The sequence below is a fragment of the Megasphaera sp. SC8-1 genome (genome assembly GCF_024436295.1).
Classification (GTDB): Bacteria; Bacillota; Negativicutes; order Veillonellales; family Megasphaeraceae; genus Megasphaera; species Megasphaera elsdenii.
This window is the reverse complement of record NZ_JANFQH010000031.1, coordinates 150,768-168,142: the sequence shown is the minus strand read 5'-3', so window position 1 is coordinate 168,142 and position 17,375 is coordinate 150,768. Positions and strand designations below refer to the sequence as shown.

The window sequence follows — 17,375 nt, the reverse complement described above, 5'->3', positions numbered from 1 at the left end:
TCTGTAGGGGGCGCCCCAAGGGCGACTCGCCATGATAAAGGAAGCAGGCGGGCCGCCTTTTAGGACGGCCCCTACGGTAAAACATTAATCATGTAATTCTTTGTCCAGTTCTTCCAAGCGTTCGATGCGCTGTTCTGTCGGCGGATGGGTGCTGAACAGGTTGGCAATGGCACTGCCGGCACCGGCGAAGGGATTGATGATGCACATGTGGGCCGTCGCCTTGGTCGCGCCGGGCAGGGCGTAATGATGGGCGTAGTTGTCGATTTTCGCTAAGGCCCGGGCCAGGGCGATGGGGTCATCGATCATGCGTCCCCCTTCTTCATCGGCCATGTATTCCCTTGTCCGGGAGATGCCGAACTGGATGACAGAAGCGGCCAGGGGCGCGACGATAGCCGTCACCAAGAGGGCGATGGGATTGCCGTCGCCATCATCATCGCGGCCGCCGCCGAAGATGGCGGCCCACTGGGCAATGTTGGCGATCATGCCGATGGCACTGGCAAACGTGGCGACGATGGTACTGATGAGGATATCCCGATGCAGGATATGGCTCATTTCATGGGCCAGGACGCCGCGGATTTCATCTTCGTCGAGAAGATCCAAAATTCCGGCAGTTGCCGCAACGGCGGCATGGGAGGGGCTTCGACCCGTAGCAAAGGCATTGGGTACCTCCGTCGGGATGATGTAAACTTTCGGCATGGGCAGTTCCGCCCGCTGAGCCAGGTCGGCAACGATACGGTACAGGTAATGGTCTTCCCCAACTTCCTGCGCCCGATAGGCTTTAAGGACCATGGAATCACTGAACCAGTAGGAAATGAAGTTCATGCCCGTAGCGATGAGGAACATGACCATGACGCCGCTGCGTCCGCCGATAAGGCCGCCGATGGCCATGAGGATACCGGCCAGGGCCGTCATGAGGAATACCGTTTTTACGCGATTCATAAAATCAACTCCTTATCAAGAAGCTAAAAGTCAAAAGGTAAAATTGTTTACATTCTCATTATATACGGTCTTATGTTCGTTGTCAATATGGTTGTCAATAAAGAGGTTACTTCAATATCTTGTTGTTGTAGCGCCGGATATAGACGATATAGTTCCCGTCGCTGTCCTTTTGGCCGTCAAAGGCGACGGTAATCGATACGTCATCCTGGGTCCATTCTACTTCTTTGCTGGTCTGTTTGACCGGGAAATTTTCCATATTGGAATAAATCGTGGCGACCAGGCGGGAATAAATACTCTTGGCCGTCGCCTTGTCGGTCGTCTTGAAATAATTGTCGAAAGCCAGGACCTTGCCCTTGGCCGACGTGTCGGCCGAAAAGATTTCAATGCCTTCCGTGACCGATACGTTCTTGACGACCGACGTCCGTTCGGCCCGTTCCGTAAAGGACACGGAGCTGCCGTAAAACGTCCAGTCCGGCAGGATGGAGAAATTGGCATCGAAATCGGCCCGGGGCATGCCGAGATAGACTGTCTGATAGGCCGTAAGCGGGCTTTCCGCGATTTCATCGACAGACTGATTATAATCAAAAGCACCGGCCGAAGCCGTCAAGGCTGCCCACAACAAGGCCGAAGCCATTACTTTTTTGTACATCATAGAAACGCGCCTCCTTTATAAAAACGGTGCCAGGATCAAGCTGAACAGCGCGAAGACCAGGCGCTGCAAGGGAATGAGGATATACGTGAAGAACGGCGTCATCATCAAGGCGATGAGGATGAGGAAGCTGTAGCGTTCCAGGCTGGCCAGCTTATAATTCCACGACGTCGGCAAAAAGCACATGAGGACCCGCGAACCGTCGAGGGGCGGCAAGGGAATCATGTTGAAAATGGCAAAGTTGACATTGTACAAGACAATGAGGTGAAGGACCATGGGCAGGGCTGTCGTCGTAAAGAGATGGGCCTTGACGAAAATGACTTCGACGACCAGGGCCAGGAAGGCCATGAGGAGATTGGACATGGGCCCGGCCAGGGATACACAGATTTCCCCTTTCCGCCAGTTGCGGAAGTTCCCCGGATTGATCATGACCGGCTTGGCCCAGCCGAACTGCGCCACGAGGAGCATGATCAGCCCGACCGGATCGATATGGGCAACGGGATTCAACGTCAGCCTCCCAGTCATACGCGGCGTATCATCGCCCATCCAGTCCGCTACCTGGGCATGAGCGTATTCATGGACGACCATGGCAATGAGCAGGCCCGGAAGGCCGGCGATAATAGAAAGTATATTAAAATCGAACATAGAATTCTCCTTTCGTTAATATTTCTATTATACGGTATCCAGGAGAAGATAACAAGATGTGGCTCGTGGCTTGTGGGGAATAAGCGGCTTCCTATCCGACCCGGGTTCCCTGGATTCGTAGGGGCCGACCTGGTAAGGCGGCCCGCCTGAAACGATGGTGCACACGTAATGCATGACGGGTGATGCGTGAAAAAAAGCCCCATATCCCAGAATGGTCATACCCACGATTCACAGCGGGACGCCCTTTGGGCGTCCCCTACGGTATCGCAAGCGATGGAAATGAATGCTTGTCTTTTACTTCATAGTTTGTAGTATGGAGTTTGTAACTGCTAGCCACAAAAAAAGCTTGTCGCACGTGCGACAAGCTTTTTTTCACCGCTTCCGGTATTCGTATTCTACGTTTTGTTCGACGATGGCCGCTTTTTCTTCGATTTCGCGGATTTCGTTGATCATCTGCTTCACGAAGGTTTCGTCTTTGATGGATTTCAAATTGATGCGGACGCTGTAGAAAGCCGAGCGCATGGCGGCCCTGGCATTCATGGTGGCGATGACGCCATCGGTGATGACCCAGGCGTTACCGTAGCGGACGACTTGTTCTGCCAGCTGGAGGAGGACAAAGATGTCCTTCCCCAATTCAAACGGCGATATGGCCGCATCCTTGAAGGCCTGCTGGACCGTGGCCGCCCGGTCCGGTGTGTCCTTGGGCAGGCGGACAGCGCGGATGACGCTGTCAAAAGCGGCGGCGTCTTCGGCGATGCCGTCGAGGTACCGCTGGCGCAGGCCATGGGCCTTGTCGCGAATGGAAACCATGAGTTTCTCGATTTCGCCATAACCTTTCTTGCCGATGGTCAGGTTGGCGACCATTTCTACGAGAGCGGCTGCCGATGCCGCCGTCATGGCGGCGATGCCGCCGCCACCGGGAACGGGTTCCTTAGAAGCCGTGACTTCCAGGAGCCCGTCCAGGGGCATGGATTGGAATTGTGTAAAATCCATCTTAGAACAATCCCGTAATGACGCCGTTTTCGTCGATGTCCATGCGGTTGGCAGCCGGTACTTTCGGCAGCCCCGGCATGGTCATGATGTTGCTCGTCTGGCAGACGATGAAGCCGGCACCGGTGCAGACGCGGACGTCCTTGACCGTGACCTTGAAGCCCTTGGGCGCACCGAGGAGCGCCGGGTTATCGGACAGGGAGTACTGCGTCTTGGCCACACAAATCGGCATTTTGTCGAGGCCAAAAGCTTCCAATTCTTTGATCTGTTTCTGGGCGTTGCCTTCGAAGATGACGCCGTCGCCGCCGTAGACTTTCTTGACGATAGTTTCCATCTTCTTGGGAATGGAATCGTTGACGTCGTACAGCGGTTTGTACGGCGTCTTGGGCTGTTGCAGCAGTTTCAGGACTTTTTCGCCCATTTCGACGCCGCCTTTGCCGCCTTCGGCCCAGCAGTTGTTGAGGGCGACTTCGACACCATAGTCTTCGCAGAGTTTACGGAGCGTTGCGATTTCTTCATCGGTGTCGCTGATGAATTTATTGATGCCTACGACGACAGGGACGTCGAAGAGGCGCATATTTTCGATATGTTTTGCCAGGTTGGCAAAGCCCTTCTTCAAGGCTTCGACATTTTCTTCCTGCAAGTTCTTCTTGTCGACGCCGCCGTGCATCTTCAAGGCGCGGACCGTAGCGACGATGACGACAGCATCCGGTTTGATGCCGGCGAAACGGCACTTGATGTCCATGAACTTTTCGGCCCCCAAGTCGGCACCGAAACCGGCTTCCGTAACAGCGATGTCCCCCATCTTCATGGCCAGCTTGGTGGCGACGACGGAGTTGCAGCCGTGGGCGATGTTGGCGAAAGGACCGCCGTGGACCAGGGCCGGTGTGTGTTCGATGGTCTGGACCAGGTTCGGTTTGATGGCATCCTTCATGAGGATAGCCATAGCCCCTTCGACGCCGAGCTGGCGGGCCGTGACCAGATTGCCGTCCAGGTCATAGGCTACGGTGATGTCGCCCATGCGTTTCTTGAGGTCCATGAGGTCGCTGGCCAGGCAGAGGGCTGCCATGATTTCCGATGCGACAGTAATCATGAAGTGGTCTTCCCGCGGGAAACCGCAGACTTTGCCGCCCATGCCGACGACGATGTTGCGCAGGGCCCGGTCGTTCATGTCCATGACGCGCTTCCAGATGACGCGGCGCACGTCGATGCGCAGGGCATTGCCCTGGTGGACGTGATTATCGATGGCTGCGGCCAAGAGGTTGTTGGCAGCCGTAATGGCATGCATGTCGCCGGTAAAATGCAGGTTGATGTCTTCCATCGGCAGGACCTGGGAGTAACCACCGCCGGCAGCACCGCCTTTGATGCCGAAGACCGGTCCCAGGGACGGTTCGCGCAGGGCGACGACGGCTTTATGACCCATGTAGTTCAGGGCCTGGGCCAGGCCGATGGTCGTCAAGGTCTTGCCTTCACCGGCCGGCGTCGGCGTAATGGCCGTGACCAGGACCAGTTTCCCATCTTCGTTCTTCGAGAGGCGTTTGATGGCGTCAAAAGAAATCTTTGCTTTATATTTTCCGTAGAGTTCCAAGTCATCATCGGTGAGGCCGACTTGGTTTGCAATGGCCGTAATCGGTTCCAATTTCGTCTGCTGTGCAATTTCGATATCGCTCAATACCTTTGCCATAGTAGTTGTCACTCCTGTTCTCTGCATAAAAAAAGGCCGCTCCGCTGGAAGTTTGCCCAGACGGTCGGCTTCAAGAAATCATGCTCCCCGTGGTAACTCCACTTCCGTCAGTCACATGATTATGGCCTTATTATACAAAAAAAGAACCCTTGGGTCAAGGGTTCTTTTCGTTACGTCTTACTGGATTACGCTGGTATCGAGGTGTTCAAAGCCCGTAAGCAGGCCTTTCACCTGGCTGGCGATCTGCTGGCAGCCGCCTTTTTCCCTGCTTTCGATATTCAGCGGCATGTTCGGGTCGTGGAGGGACATGCGCAACAGGGCCCAGCCGTTGGGGAATACGAGGCGCACGCCTTCATAGGACGGCTTGGCGATGGAAATGCCGGCTGCAGCGGCCCGGTCTTCGAACTGTTTGAGCACGTCAGCCCCATAGGCCTGGACACCATCAGTGCCAGTGATTTTCAGGCGAAATTCGACGCCTTCTGCCGGATGGCCCAGTTTGGCGATGAGGTCGCCGAGCTGGTTGCCTTCTTTCTTGGCTTTCGCCGCAGCGATGAGCAGTTTGACCGCCAGGTAGGCACCGTCGTCGAGGTAGTAGTTTTCGCTCAGCGCACCGTGGCCCGACGTTTCGATAGCCAGCGGCGAGACCGTGCCGGCCTCGTTGAGGCGGATACATTCGTCGATGACATTTTTATAGCCCCGCATGTAGCGGTGATGGACCAAGTGGAGTTCATCCTGGAGGAACGTCGTCAGTTCATCCGACGTGACCGAGTCGGTGACGATGGTGCTGCCAGGATAATCGGGCGCCAGGATAGCGGCCATCATAGCGATGAGGGCATTGCGGTTGATTTCTTTCCCATCGGGCAGGACGGCGCTCATGCGGTCGACGTCGGTGTCGAAGATGAGGCCCAGGTCGGCTTTGTTGTCGAGGACGGCCTGGCGGATCGACGCCATGGCGTCGGCATTTTCCGGGTTAGGGATATGGTTCGGGAACATGCCATCCGGTTCGAGGAACTGGCTGCCCGTCGTATCGGCGCCGAGTTCAGAAAGGACCTTGGTGGCAAAGAATCCGCCGCTGCCGTTGCCGGCATCGACGACGATGTGCATCCCTTCCAAAGGACGGTCGTACATCCCGGCACAGAGGCCGGCGCAGATCTTGCGGCGCAGATGCAGCGAATAGAGGTCGATCAGGTCCAGCGAGGCAATGGCAGCCGACGAGACAGCCATTGCCGACGACTGGGAAGCCAGGCTCAGGACTTCCGTGACCTCGCTCTTTTCCAGACCGCCGTCGACGGTAAAGAATTTCAATCCGTTGCGGTTATACGGCAAATGGCTGGCCGTAATCATGATGGAGCCATCCATGTGAGTATCTTCAAAAATGATGGACATGAACATAGCCGGTGTCGAAGCCAGGCCGCAGTCCGTGACGTGGACGCCTTGACCGAGGAGGCCGCCGAAGACGGCTTCTTTCATCATAGCTGCCGATACACGGGAATCGTGGCCGACGGCAATGTGCAAGTCACTCACCTGTTTATTCAGCTTCTTCGCCAAAAACTTGGCAAAGCCAGCGGCAATGCGGTTGACCGCTTCCGGTACCAACGTGACGTCTTCACCGGGGACGCCGGCAACGGCGACGCCGCGGACATCACTGCCATTCTGTAATTTCATCATTGCTTCTGTAGAAATCATGTATTCATGTTTCCTTTCTTCAATTTAGCGCACCGAGGTCCGCCGCTTTTTATCATACTGAAAATCAGGCCAAAAGGCAAGCCTTGACGATGGCCTCTGCCGTAAGGCCGTATTTCTGCAAGAGTTCTCCGGCCTTGCCCGATTCGCCGAAACAATCATCGATGCCGACATAGGCCTGGCGGGTCGGATGGCGGCGCGACAAGGTTTCTGCCACGGCACTTCCCAGGCCGCCGATGACGCTGTGTTCTTCAGCTGTGACGACGAAACCCGTCTGTTTGGCCGCAGCGACGACCAGGTCTTCGTCCAGGGGCTTGATGGCTGCCATATCGATGACCATGGCCTGTTTTCCCTGGGCTGCCAGGGTGTCCGCCGCAATCAGGGCCTGCTGGACCATGAGGCCCGTGGCGATGATGGTCACATCCCGGCCTTCGCGCAGGACCGTCCCCTTCCCCCACTGGAAAGGACAGCTGCCCTGGTAGACGTCATCGACTTTGGCCCGGCCCATGCGCACGTAGACCGGCCCGTCGTGGGCAATGGCAGCCCGGATGACGGCTTCCGTTTCCGCCGCATCGGCCGGACAGACGACGGTCATATTGGGCAGGCTGCGCATGAGAGCCAGGTCTTCGACGGACTGGTGCGTCGCCCCGTCTTCGCCGACACTGAGACCGGCATGAGTGGCACAGATTTTGACATTGAGCCGCGGCAGGCAGATGGAGTTGCGAATCTGTTCAAACGCCCGGCCTGTACCGAAGACGGCAAAGGTGCTGGCCAGGGGAATCTTGCCGCAAGCGGCAAAGCCGGCAGCCGTCCCCATCATATCCTGTTCGGAAATGCCCATGTCGAAGTAGCGTTCCGGCGCGACCTCCTTAAAAGCGATGGACCGCGTCGACGAGCCCAGGTCGGCGTCGAGGACGACGATCTTGGGATTTTTATACAATTCCGTTTCTAAGAGATGCCCGTAAGCATCACGTGTTGCCATTGCCATCAGCCTTCGCCCCCTAATTCACGTAACGCCCGTTCACATTCTTCTTTCGTCGGCGCCTTGCCATGCCAGGACAAGGCGTTTTCCATGAAGGACACGCCTTTGCCCTTGACGGTCTGGGCGATGATGGCCGTCGGTTTCCCTTTCAGGGCCTTGGCCTGGGCCAGAGCCGCTTTGATGGCGTCGTAATCGTGGCCGTCGATGTCCAGGACATTCCAGCGGAAGGCCCGGAACTTGTCGGCAATGGGCATGACGTCCATGACTTCTTCATTGGACCCGTCGATCTGCAGGCCGTTGTGGTCGATGAACAGCGTCAGGTTGTCCAGCTTATACTGAGCTGCTGACATAGCCGCTTCCCAGATCTGGCCTTCTTCGATTTCGCCGTCGCCGGCGATGACGTAGACCCGCCAGTCTGCCCCGTCCAATTTGGCCGTCATGGCCATGCCGTTGGCTGCCGACAAGCCCTGGCCGAGGGACCCGGTGGTCATATCGATGCCCGGCGTCGTATTCATGTCGGGATTGCCCTGAAGCATGGCGCCGCACTGGCGCAGGTGCCACAGTTCCTCTTCCGGGAAAAATCCCCGTTCGGCCAGCGTCGCGTACAACGCCGGCACGGTATGGCCTTTCGAGAGGACGAAACGGTCCCGGTCCGGCCAGTGAGGCCGCTTGGGGTCGACCCGCATGACATCAAAATACAAGACCTGCAGCATATCGACGATGGACAAGGAACCACCCGGATGACCGGACTGGGCCAGGGTAACCATCTTGACGATATTCTGCCGCACGTGAGCCGCATGGCGGCTCAATTCATAGCTATCCATAAGAAAGCCCCCTTTTGCCTTTCATTATAGCACAAAGAGGTTGCCACATTAAGGTTATTCACCTTATGCACAACCTCTTTTTCACTTGGTTTGAAGTTTGAAGTTTGATGTTTGATGTTTGAAGTAGCGGGTTGCATTTTTACATCAAACATCAAACCCGCAACATCAAACATTTACAACACATACTTCTCGATAGCTTCGGCGACGGCGCCTTCATTATTGGTAGCATCGGTAACGACGTCGCAGTATTGGCGGATGACGGGGTTGAGATTGTGGACACCGACGGAAAGGCCGGCCGCTTTGAGCATATCCGTATCATTGATGTTGTCGCCGATGGCCAGGGTCTCTTCATAAGGCACGCCCAGGAGATCGGCCAGTTTGTGCAGGCCAGCTCCTTTGTTGACGCCTTGGTGCATAAATTCGATATAACGGTTGCTGGAGAAGCTGACCGTTATATCGCCCAGGAGGGGTTGGAGTTCGGCGTGTACCCGCTGCAAATAGTCATAGTCCGTATTAGTCACGATGAGCTTGCAGACTTCTTCTTTGCCGCGGATGAAATCGAGGTTCTCCGCTTCGACGGGCACGTACCCCATGCGGCCGTGGAGGAACGCTTCTTCATCGGGTGTGATATTCGTGATATAGACGACATCACGCGTATAGATATGCATACATTGACCGTATGCACAGCAGCGACGGAAAATCCGGTCGGCCAAGTCGAAAGGAATGGGATTCCAGAAAAGGGATCGGCTGCCCTTATTTTCCGTAATATGGGCCCCATTAAAACCAATGACATACTGGTCCGCCTGGTCGTAGAGCCCCAGAGTCCTCAAGACGCCTTCGATGGAGCGGAAGCCCCGTCCCGTACAGGGAACAAATTTTACACCTTTGGCGATGGCCGCCGTAATGGCTTCGATGTTGCGCTGGCAAATCGTCGCATCGCTGCTGAGCAGCGTTTCATCCATATCACAAGCAATGATTTTATACTTCATGTCGACTCCTTTTCTGTCGTAACGGCTGGGGCATAGTAGTCATAAATCTTCCAGGCTGCGAGCGCTGCCAGACATTCAAAGATCCAGAAGGCGTGCCACACGCCATCAGGGCCAAAGACGCGGCAGAGGAGCCACGCCGCCGGCAGGCTGATGACAACGTAGCGCAACAGCGTGATGGCAAAGGACGGGTTGCCCTTCCCCAGCCCTTCCAGAGCGCCAGACGCCGTAATGGACAAAGCCGACGGCACGCTCCCCCAGGCAATGATGCTCAAGGCCGACGCGCCAGCTGCGATGGTTTCCTGACGAGACGTGAACCAGCCCATGAGGACGTCCGGTATAGTCAGACAGATGATCAAGCCTGCCATCATGATCAGGCCGTTGAGAACGAGCGTCGTCCGATATATAGAGCGCACGCGGCCCAATTCCCCAGCTCCGTAATTATAGCCAATCAACGGCCGTACACCTTGAATGATACCATTTGTCGGCATAGAAAGAAAGGTCTGGAGCTTGTAATAGACGCCGAGAATGAAAATATAAGTCGGCGAAAAAGGCGCCAGGAGATGGTTCAAGGCGACGAGGAAAACCGACGACAAGCCCATGTTGAGGGCTGCCGGGATGCCGATGCCATAGAGCCGTTTATCGAGTTCGATATCCCAATGGAGATGGCAGCGGCGGACTTCGACCCGCAGCGGCCGCCAGTGACAGATAAAGGCGTAGAAGAGCAGGTTCACCGTCTGGCCCAAGCCCGTCGCCCAGGCCGCGCCTTCAATCCCCATGGCCGGAATCGGTCCCAGGCCAAAAATGAGGATCGGGTCGCCAATGATGTTGACCAGGCAGCCCAAAGACAAGCCAACCATAGTAACCTGCATGCGGCCAACGGCTTGGAACATCTTTTCATAGACCAAGTCGACGCTGAGGATCGTAGAAAAGGCAAAGACGATGACGGCATAGCGCAGGCCTAGGTCGATGAGCCCGGCATCCTGCGTAAAGGCCCATAAAAAAGCCGGCACAGCCCAAATACAGCCTGCCGTCATGACCAAACCATGGATGACAGCCAGGAAGACGCCATGTGTCGCGGCTACGTCAGCTGTCCCCTTCTGGCCCGCACCGAGACAGATGGAAATGATGGCATTCAGGCCGACGCCAAAGCCGATGCAGACAGCATTGACGAAGTTCTGCATCGGAAAGACCAGGGACACAGCTGTCATAGCCTGTTCGCTAATCATGGCGACGAACAGGCTGTCGACAATATTATAGAGCGAATTGACGATCATCGACACGACGGCTGGCAGAGCCATGGAAACGATGAGCGGCAAAATGGCCCGTTCTTTCATAAATGATTCGTCCATACGTCACCTGCTTCGACGGTTGCGAAGCCAGCGCCAAAGGGAAGTTATGCCTTTGATGACCAGATAGAAAATGAAAATATTCACTAACAATCCGAGGATGTCGGCGCCCCAGCCCAGGGACCCCCAGCCAAAGAAATGGCTGAGCATACTGCCCAGGAACATGCCGCCGGCAAAGAGGCCGACACCACGCATGACGCTGCCCAGACGGGACGAAGACGTCGTCCGGTTCGTATTGGCCTGCGGGCTTTCCGCCTTGCGCGGCTGAGCCTGGATGGGTTTCGTATTGCCCGTATTGGGCGCTGCCTTTGTGCCCGTCCCGGTTTTCGGCGTCACCGCCTTTGGCGCCGGCAGCGATTTCGGCGCCGACACGCGGACACCGCCACCGCCTTTGGCAGCCTGTACGGAAGACGGCATGGCCGGCAAAATCAGGGCCATCCATAAGGCAAACATGCAAACGGCAATAAACGTCTTTTTTTTCATAAAATTTCTCCTTTATAATGCGTCCCGCGATGCCCCTGACGCTTTCACAGGCGCCGGGCCGCCGTGGGGGAACATGATGTCATACAAATGGATCGTCGCCAAATAAGCCGACAGCTTGCCCTGTACGCCAGCCAGGGCTTCGTGGACGTCGCAGAAACCGTAACGGCGATGATAGGGGCATTGGAAATCGCCATCCAGGCAGCTGGTGATCATATTTTCCCGTTCCATGACGTTGATGATGTCCATGAGGGTAATGTTATGCAAATCCCGGGTCAGGCGGCAGCCGCCCTGGGCGCCGCGGATGATTTCGATGAAACCGGCCCGTTCGAGCTTTTTAGAAATCTTATAGGCAAATTGCCGGGGTACCATTTGTTCATCACTGATTTCCCGGATATTCTTCAATTGTAAATCAGCCAGGGACCGTAAAATGCGGATGGCATAATCTGTTTCTCTGGTAATAATCACGATGTAAGACGCTCCTTCTCATTCTGTATATTTTAAGTCTATTATAACGTGAAATGGCAAGAAATGCTAGCCATAAATCGCTTGCGGTTCCCAGAAAAACCCGATATAATAAATAGTGTTTGCATGTTTTAGCTTTAACTACAGATGAGGTGTACTATGTCATTAATCGATGAAGTAAATAATCGCCGTACTTTTGCCATCATCTCCCACCCTGATGCTGGTAAGACGACGCTGACTGAAAAATTACTGCTCTACGGAGGTGCTATCCACCTGGCCGGTTCCGTCAAAGCCAGAAAGACGGCGAAGCACGCCGTTTCGGACTGGATGGAAATCGAAAAACAGCGTGGTATCTCTGTCACCAGTTCGGTCCTTCAGTTCGACTACGAAGGCCATCACATCAATATCCTCGATACGCCGGGCCATCAGGACTTCAGTGAAGATACGTACCGGACCCTCATGGCTGCCGACAGCGCCGTCATGCTCATCGACGTCGCCAAAGGCGTCGAAGCCCAGACGAAGAAGCTCTTCCGCGTCTGTAAAGAACGGGGCATCCCCATCTTCACCTTCGTCAACAAGATCGACCACTTCGGCCGCAACCCCTTCGACCTCATGGATGAAATCGAAGACATCCTTGGCATCCACGCCTACCCCATGAACTGGCCTATCGGCCTGAACGGAAACTACCAGGGCATCTACGACCGGGCCTCGTCGTCTATCGAACTCTTTGAAAAAGACACGACCCACGGCCAGCGCAAACTGGCATCGACCAAAGGCTCTGCCGACGACCCGATTTTCAAGGAACTCCTCGACGAAGACGTCCACCAGGGTCTCATCGACGACATCGAGCTCCTCGACGAAGCAGGCGACGAATTCGACATGGAAAAGGTCAAGCGCGGCGAACTGACGCCGATGTTCTTCGGTTCGGCCATGACCAACTTCGGCGTCAAGCCTTTCCTGGAAGAATTTCTGCGTATGGCACCGAAGCCGCAGCCGCGCAAATGTCTGGAAGGCGTCGTCGAACCGACATCGGACCAGTTCACGTCGTTCGTCTTCAAGATCCAGGCCAACATGAACCCCCAGCATCACGACCGCATCGTCTTCATGCGCATCTGCTCGGGCAAATTCGAAAAAGGCATGACCGTTACGCACCGCCAGTCGGGCAAGACCCTGCGCCTCATGCAGCCCCAGCAGTTCCTGGCCACGGAACGGACCATCGTCGAAGATGCTTACCCGGGAGACATCATCGGCGTCTTCGATAACGGCACCATGGGCGTCGGCGACACCCTCTATTCGGGCAAGAAAAAAGTCACCTTCAAGGACTTCCCGACCTTCCCGCCGGAACTCTTCGCCCGCATCCGCGCCAAAGACTCGATGAAGCGTAAACAGTTCCTCAAGGGCATGACCCAGCTGGCCCAGGAAGGGGCCGTCCAGATTTATGAAAACCTGGGCTCCATGGAAAGCTACATCGTCGGTGCCGTCGGGCAACTCCAGTTCGAAGTTCTGGAATACCGCCTGAAACACGAATACGGCGTCGACCTGGAAATGAACCGCCTGCCCTACACCGTCGCCCGCTGGATCCAGGACAACGGCCACGACTACAAGGAATTGAAGAACATCGACAGCGCCATGATCGTCAAAGACCACAAACAGCGCGTCGTCCTCCTCATCGCCAACGAATGGCAGACCAACTGGATCGTAGAACGGAACCCGGAATTTACCTTCTGCACCACACCGGACCAACTCGCCATCGATGAACCTGAAGAATGAGTAAAAAAAAGCTGCCGCTTACGCGGCAGCTTTTTTGTGTATCGTGGGTCGTGAGTCGTTTGGCGAAAATTCGTAGAAATACCGGACAGGCTGTACACAGGATTCGCGCGGGCGTCCCACGTGGACGCTCCTACGAACCACGAATCACGGCAAACGACCCACGGCGCCAAAGGCGCCTTTAAGCCGTCAGGCAGCACCATTCCGGCAGGACCACGGTGCGGTCGAAGGCCGGGATCCAGGTCCCCTGGCTATGGTCATAGGTCCGGACGAGTATGTGGTCTTCGTAAAGGTAGAGGGAGTTGGTGTAAATCGTGTCTTCATCCCAATCGCTGTTATAGACGTTGAGGACGCGGCCTTCATAGTAATTGGCGTCATCCATGAAGGTGGCATCGCTTGGCATCGTATGGGTATGGCCCGATACCCACAGGCGGACCTGGTGATGGCGGGCCAAGATGGTGCGGATATCAGCTGCCGGCTGGACAGAATTGCGCGGCGACGGCAGGCTGATGCCAGGACGGCTCGATACGGCCGTCTGTTCCAGCGGGGCATGGCAGAAGATGATCGTCGGCTGCTGGCGATGGGCGGCCAGGGTCTGGTCCAGCCAGGCCAACTGCTGATGGGACAGTTCGACGGCTGCGCCGCCGGTCACGGTGTCAGGCGATAAGAAGACCAACAGGTATCCGCCCTGCTCCCCGGCATAATAAAGGGGGCCGAAGGTCTGGGTATAGCGGGCGAAATGGATGATCCGTTCCGTGCAGCTCCCAGGGCGCAGTTCGCCATGATGGCCCGTATAGAGCAGTTCGTGATTTCCAGCAATGAAAGCCTTGCGTTTCTTCAATCCATTGACGACGAGGCGCACCAGGCGGTATTCGGCAGCATCGCCGTTGCGCTGGACCATGTCCCCTGTAAAGACAGCCAGGTCCAGGTCCCGCCAGTCATTCATTTCCTGGAGCACCCTTTCTTTGGCGGCCATCCGCATCAGGCGTTCCTTCGGCGGGACCAGGTTCTTACAGGGATAATGGAAATCACTGATGATGACCAGGCGGGAATAATTCCGCTGAGGCTGGGCTTGGGTTTTGGCAAACAACGACGCAAACATGGCATTTCCTCCTTCATCCATACAAAAACAGGCTCGGGCTGTATACGTTCAGTATAGCCAGAGCCTGTATATTTTTTGCAAAAATCAAGGGAAATATCCGTAAAAGCTTACTTCTTCGCGGCTACCGGGTAGTCCTGCAGGGCGTCGTATCCTTCTTCGCCGGTGCGGATCTTGACGGCATTATCGATGGCCGACACGAAGACCTTGCCATCACCGTAGTTGCCCGTATAGAGCACTTTCTTGGCCGTCTCGATGATGGTCCGCGGCGATACTTTGGAAACGACCATTTCTACGCGGACTTTCGGCAGAAGCTTGGCCGACACCTTGGCACCGCGGTAGAATTCGGTCCGCCCTTTTTCGATGCCGAAGCCCAGCGCCCGGGTAATGGTCATGCCCGTGATGCCGATGGCTTCCATGGCATCCTTCAAGGTTTCGAACCGCTTCTCATCGGTAATGATGGTCACGTTATACATGGCATGGCCGCCGACCGGCTGGGGACTGGCCATGACCGAATCGGGGATGACCTGGTCCAGGGGGATTTCTTTCGCCCCTTGCGGCGCTTCCCCGGCCTTCAAGGCTTCAGACAAGTCTTCCAGACTGTCGCTGCGGTCCAGGCCGTAAGCCGGTACCAGCCCGTTTTCCTTGAAGTCCAGGCCGTTGATTTCTTCGGCTGTCGATACGCGCAGGCCGATGGTCGCCTGGAGGATGCGAAAGACCAACGTCATGGCGACGAAGACGAACAGGCCGATAGCTGCGACGCCGGCGATCTGGACCAGCAGCAAATGGGTGTCACCCGTATAGAGCAGGCCGTCTTTGACGCTGAACAAGCCCGTCAGGATCGTTCCCAAGGCCCCGCAGCCGCCATGGGCCGCAATGGCCCCTATGGGATCGTCGATGCGGAGCTTCTGGTCAATGAATTCGATGAGGAAGACGACGACGACACCGGCGATAGCGCCGATGAAGAAAGCGCCAGGCACACTGACGACATCACAGCCGGCCGTAATGGCGACCAGCGCAGCCAGACAGCCGTCAAGGGTCATGGATACGTCAGGCTTGCCATAACGGATCCACGTCGTCACCATGGCTGCCGTCGTCCCGGCAGCGGCCGCGATATTGGTGATAAAGAAGATAGCTGCCGCCTTGAGCAGGGTCTGTTCCCCCGATAAGGACAGGGTCTGGCCACCATTGAAGCCGAACCAGCCGAACCACAAGATGAACATGCCCAGACAGGCCAGGGGCAGGCTGTGGCCGGGAATGGCATTGACCGACCCATCCTGGTTATACTTGCCGATGCGCGGACCCAGGGCCTTGGCACCGGTCAGGGCACAGATGCCGCCAGTCAGGCTGACGACGGAAGCACCGGCAAAATCATGGAAACCCAAGGCGCCCAGCCAGCCGCCGCCCCAGACCCAGTGGCCGGCAACGGGATAAATGATCAGGCTGATGATAATCGTGACCAGACAATACGACGAAAACTTCGTCCGTTCCGCCATGGCACCGGATACGATGGCTGTCGTCACGGCACAGAGGACAGTCTGGAAGAGCAGAAAGGCCAGGTCCGGATAAGGTGTCCCGGCCGTGAAATCCACTTGCTGGGCAAAGAAATCCGGTACCCCGATGAGGCCGGACAAATCGTGACCGAACATGAGGCCAAAACCGGCCAGCCAGAAAACCAGCGTAGCCAGGGCAAAATCCATGAAATTCTTCATGACGATGTTGCCGGCGTTCTTGGCCCGCGTCAGACCCGCTTCGAGCATGGCAAAGCCAGGCTGCATGAAGAAGACCAGGACTGCGGCCATGAGAATCCAAAGTGTATCGATTGCCGAGTAACTCATCGTACTCCCCCCTCTTCTTCCGGATACGTCAGGCCCCACTGCTGGCGGATGGCCGTCATGAGGTCCATGACCTCTTTCGTATAATCCAGATACATGCCCTGGCCACCATGAGCCACGGCATTTTCCATATCCACGATTTCGTATTGCAGGGCCTTGGCCTGGCGGCCGGCCTGCAGGACCTGCTGGCGGCCATCGGCCGTATAGGTGATCGTCGCCGTATCGGCCCGGGGATAGTCGTAGATTTCGATATACCCCTTGTCAAAAGCGGCCATGCCCCGTTTCGGCTGCTTAGCGTGGAGCGATAAGGAAATCGTCGCCATTTCCCCTTCCCGGTTCTGCAAGAGGATGCCCGCCTGTTCATCGACGCCGGTTGGCGCCAGCCGGACCTGTGACGCAATCTGGTCGGGCTGACAACTCATGAAATAGCGGACGAAAGACAAGGCATAGACGCCGATATCGAGGAGGGCCCCGCCAGCCAGAGAGCGGTTGAAGAAGCGGTTCGTCATGTCATAGTCTTTATAACTGCCGAAATTCATCTGGATGAACCGCAGCGGCCCCAGGGCCCCGGAGCGGATAAGCTCGGCGAGCTGCTTATAAACCGGCATGTGATACAAAGTCATGGCTTCGGCCAGGACGACGCCGTGTTCCCGAGCACAGCGCCGGGCCTGGTCCAGTTCCCGGCTGTTCAAGGTGATGGATTTTTCGCAGAGCACGTGCTTCCCGGCAGACAGGGCCGGCAGGAGATAGCGGATATGCGTATTGTGCGGCGTCGAAATATAGACGATATCGACGTCGGGATCGGCAAAGATATCCTCTGGCCTGTCGTAGACCTTGGAGATGCCGTATTTTTCAGCAAAAGCCAGGGCCTTCTCATGGGTCCGGTTGCCGACACTGTATAAATTCCCGCCCAGGGCCTGCATCGCCTGGGCCAGTTCATGGCCGATGACGCCGCAGCCTAACGTCGCCCAACGATATGCTGGCATAACGATTCCCCC

Annotated in this window: 17 protein-coding genes and 1 riboswitch; of the genes, 1 reads left to right on the top strand and 16 read right to left on the bottom strand. The window is 56.2% G+C overall.

Annotated elements, in window-relative coordinates:
- Positions 1 to 84: 84 nt before the first annotated feature.
- From htpX to NOS26_RS09795, 13 genes are all read right to left on the bottom strand, one after another.
- Positions 85 to 939: a zinc metalloprotease HtpX gene (htpX, locus tag NOS26_RS09855; RefSeq protein ID WP_255917672.1), complete on the bottom strand. Its 855-nt coding sequence runs from the start codon at positions 937 to 939 to the stop codon at positions 85 to 87.
- A 106-nt stretch (positions 940 to 1,045) separates the two neighbouring features.
- Positions 1,046 to 1,591: a hypothetical protein gene (locus NOS26_RS09850; protein WP_014016779.1), complete on the bottom strand. Its 546-nt coding sequence runs from the start codon at positions 1,589 to 1,591 to the stop codon at positions 1,046 to 1,048.
- A gap of 15 nt (positions 1,592 to 1,606) precedes the next feature.
- Positions 1,607 to 2,233 carry a site-2 protease family protein gene (locus tag NOS26_RS09845; protein ID WP_014016780.1) on the bottom strand — a complete coding sequence of 209 codons (627 nt, stop codon included), beginning with the start codon at positions 2,231 to 2,233 and terminating at the stop codon, positions 1,607 to 1,609.
- A 372-nt stretch (positions 2,234 to 2,605) separates the two neighbouring features.
- The gene (locus NOS26_RS09840) at positions 2,606 to 3,226 is read right to left on the bottom strand and encodes a cyclodeaminase/cyclohydrolase family protein (protein ID WP_036220731.1); all 621 of its coding nucleotides are present in this window, start codon (positions 3,224 to 3,226) and stop codon (positions 2,606 to 2,608) included.
- A 1-nt stretch (position 3,227) separates the two neighbouring features.
- Entirely contained in the window at positions 3,228 to 4,907 is a 1,680-nt protein-coding gene (locus tag NOS26_RS09835) for a formate--tetrahydrofolate ligase (protein ID WP_014016782.1), read from the bottom strand.
- Between the two features lie 47 nt (positions 4,908 to 4,954).
- A riboswitch (ZMP/ZTP riboswitch) is annotated at positions 4,955 to 5,032 on the bottom strand.
- A 52-nt stretch (positions 5,033 to 5,084) separates the two neighbouring features.
- Complete coding sequence (locus NOS26_RS09830) at positions 5,085 to 6,593, bottom strand: phosphoglucomutase (RefSeq protein WP_036204280.1); 1,509 nt, start codon at positions 6,591 to 6,593, stop codon at positions 5,085 to 5,087.
- Between the two features lie 64 nt (positions 6,594 to 6,657).
- Positions 6,658 to 7,578 carry a transketolase family protein gene (locus NOS26_RS09825; RefSeq protein WP_027895614.1) on the bottom strand — a complete coding sequence of 307 codons (921 nt, stop codon included), beginning with the start codon at positions 7,576 to 7,578 and terminating at the stop codon, positions 6,658 to 6,660.
- A complete protein-coding gene (locus tag NOS26_RS09820) occupies positions 7,578 to 8,396 on the bottom strand; it encodes a transketolase (protein WP_036204276.1) in 819 nt (272 codons plus the stop codon). Before NOS26_RS09820 ends, NOS26_RS09825 begins: the two co-directional genes overlap by 1 nt.
- Positions 8,378 to 8,569, bottom strand: a complete 192-nt coding sequence (locus tag NOS26_RS09815; protein WP_054336517.1) for a hypothetical protein — start codon at positions 8,567 to 8,569, stop codon at positions 8,378 to 8,380. The genes NOS26_RS09820 and NOS26_RS09815 overlap by 19 nt, the downstream gene beginning before the upstream one ends.
- Positions 8,570 to 9,385 (bottom strand): Cof-type HAD-IIB family hydrolase, encoded by an 816-nt coding sequence (locus tag NOS26_RS09810; protein WP_072981137.1) that lies wholly within the window; start codon positions 9,383 to 9,385, stop codon positions 8,570 to 8,572.
- Complete coding sequence (locus NOS26_RS09805; protein ID WP_255917670.1) at positions 9,382 to 10,734, bottom strand: MATE family efflux transporter; 1,353 nt, start codon at positions 10,732 to 10,734, stop codon at positions 9,382 to 9,384. Before NOS26_RS09805 ends, NOS26_RS09810 begins: the two co-directional genes overlap by 4 nt.
- Before the next feature lie 3 nt (positions 10,735 to 10,737).
- The gene (locus tag NOS26_RS09800) at positions 10,738 to 11,214 is read right to left on the bottom strand and encodes a hypothetical protein (RefSeq protein ID WP_014016788.1); all 477 of its coding nucleotides are present in this window, start codon (positions 11,212 to 11,214) and stop codon (positions 10,738 to 10,740) included.
- Positions 11,215 to 11,226: 12 nt separating this feature from the next.
- Entirely contained in the window at positions 11,227 to 11,679 is a 453-nt protein-coding gene (locus NOS26_RS09795; protein ID WP_255917669.1) for an Rrf2 family transcriptional regulator, read from the bottom strand.
- Positions 11,680 to 11,835: 156 nt separating this feature from the next.
- On the opposite strand from NOS26_RS09795, the gene NOS26_RS09790 reads away from it, so the two are divergent.
- Complete coding sequence (locus tag NOS26_RS09790) at positions 11,836 to 13,446, top strand: peptide chain release factor 3 (RefSeq protein WP_014016790.1); 1,611 nt, start codon at positions 11,836 to 11,838, stop codon at positions 13,444 to 13,446.
- A 178-nt stretch (positions 13,447 to 13,624) separates the two neighbouring features.
- On the opposite strand, the gene NOS26_RS09785 is transcribed toward NOS26_RS09790, so the two are convergent.
- From NOS26_RS09785 to NOS26_RS09775, 3 genes are all read right to left on the bottom strand, one after another.
- The gene (locus NOS26_RS09785; RefSeq protein WP_072981133.1) at positions 13,625 to 14,545 is read right to left on the bottom strand and encodes a metallophosphoesterase; all 921 of its coding nucleotides are present in this window, start codon (positions 14,543 to 14,545) and stop codon (positions 13,625 to 13,627) included.
- Between the two features lie 107 nt (positions 14,546 to 14,652).
- A complete protein-coding gene (locus NOS26_RS09780; protein WP_370687627.1) occupies positions 14,653 to 16,380 on the bottom strand; it encodes an ammonium transporter in 1,728 nt (575 codons plus the stop codon).
- The gene (locus NOS26_RS09775; protein WP_255917668.1) at positions 16,377 to 17,363 is read right to left on the bottom strand and encodes a Gfo/Idh/MocA family protein; all 987 of its coding nucleotides are present in this window, start codon (positions 17,361 to 17,363) and stop codon (positions 16,377 to 16,379) included. Before NOS26_RS09775 ends, NOS26_RS09780 begins: the two co-directional genes overlap by 4 nt.
- Positions 17,364 to 17,375: the final 12 nt, after the last annotated feature.

What these genes read in the sequence shown, in the direction of transcription:
- htpX (WP_255917672.1), bottom strand. Translation starts at nt 939, where the DNA reads ATGAATCGCGTAAAAACGGTATTCCTCATGACGGCCCTGGCCGGTATC.
- NOS26_RS09850 (WP_014016779.1), bottom strand. Translation starts at nt 1,591, where the DNA reads ATGATGTACAAAAAAGTAATGGCTTCGGCCTTGTTGTGGGCAGCCTTG.
- NOS26_RS09845 (WP_014016780.1), bottom strand. Translation starts at nt 2,233, where the DNA reads ATGTTCGATTTTAATATACTTTCTATTATCGCCGGCCTTCCGGGCCTG.
- NOS26_RS09840 (WP_036220731.1), bottom strand. Translation starts at nt 3,226, where the DNA reads ATGGATTTTACACAATTCCAATCCATGCCCCTGGACGGGCTCCTGGAA.
- NOS26_RS09835 (WP_014016782.1), bottom strand. Translation starts at nt 4,907, where the DNA reads ATGGCAAAGGTATTGAGCGATATCGAAATTGCACAGCAGACGAAATTG.
- NOS26_RS09830 (WP_036204280.1), bottom strand. Translation starts at nt 6,593, where the DNA reads ATGATTTCTACAGAAGCAATGATGAAATTACAGAATGGCAGTGATGTC.
- NOS26_RS09825 (WP_027895614.1), bottom strand. Translation starts at nt 7,578, where the DNA reads ATGGCAATGGCAACACGTGATGCTTACGGGCATCTCTTAGAAACGGAA.
- NOS26_RS09820 (WP_036204276.1), bottom strand. Translation starts at nt 8,396, where the DNA reads ATGGATAGCTATGAATTGAGCCGCCATGCGGCTCACGTGCGGCAGAAT.
- NOS26_RS09815 (WP_054336517.1), bottom strand. Translation starts at nt 8,569, where the DNA reads ATGTTTGATGTTGCGGGTTTGATGTTTGATGTAAAAATGCAACCCGCT.
- NOS26_RS09810 (WP_072981137.1), bottom strand. Translation starts at nt 9,385, where the DNA reads ATGAAGTATAAAATCATTGCTTGTGATATGGATGAAACGCTGCTCAGC.
- NOS26_RS09805 (WP_255917670.1), bottom strand. Translation starts at nt 10,734, where the DNA reads ATGGACGAATCATTTATGAAAGAACGGGCCATTTTGCCGCTCATCGTT.
- NOS26_RS09800 (WP_014016788.1), bottom strand. Translation starts at nt 11,214, where the DNA reads ATGAAAAAAAAGACGTTTATTGCCGTTTGCATGTTTGCCTTATGGATG.
- NOS26_RS09790 (WP_014016790.1), top strand. Translation starts at nt 11,836, where the DNA reads ATGTCATTAATCGATGAAGTAAATAATCGCCGTACTTTTGCCATCATC.
- NOS26_RS09785 (WP_072981133.1), bottom strand. Translation starts at nt 14,545, where the DNA reads ATGTTTGCGTCGTTGTTTGCCAAAACCCAAGCCCAGCCTCAGCGGAAT.
- NOS26_RS09780 (WP_370687627.1), bottom strand. Translation starts at nt 16,380, where the DNA reads ATGAGTTACTCGGCAATCGATACACTTTGGATTCTCATGGCCGCAGTC.
- NOS26_RS09775 (WP_255917668.1), bottom strand. Translation starts at nt 17,363, where the DNA reads ATGCCAGCATATCGTTGGGCGACGTTAGGCTGCGGCGTCATCGGCCAT.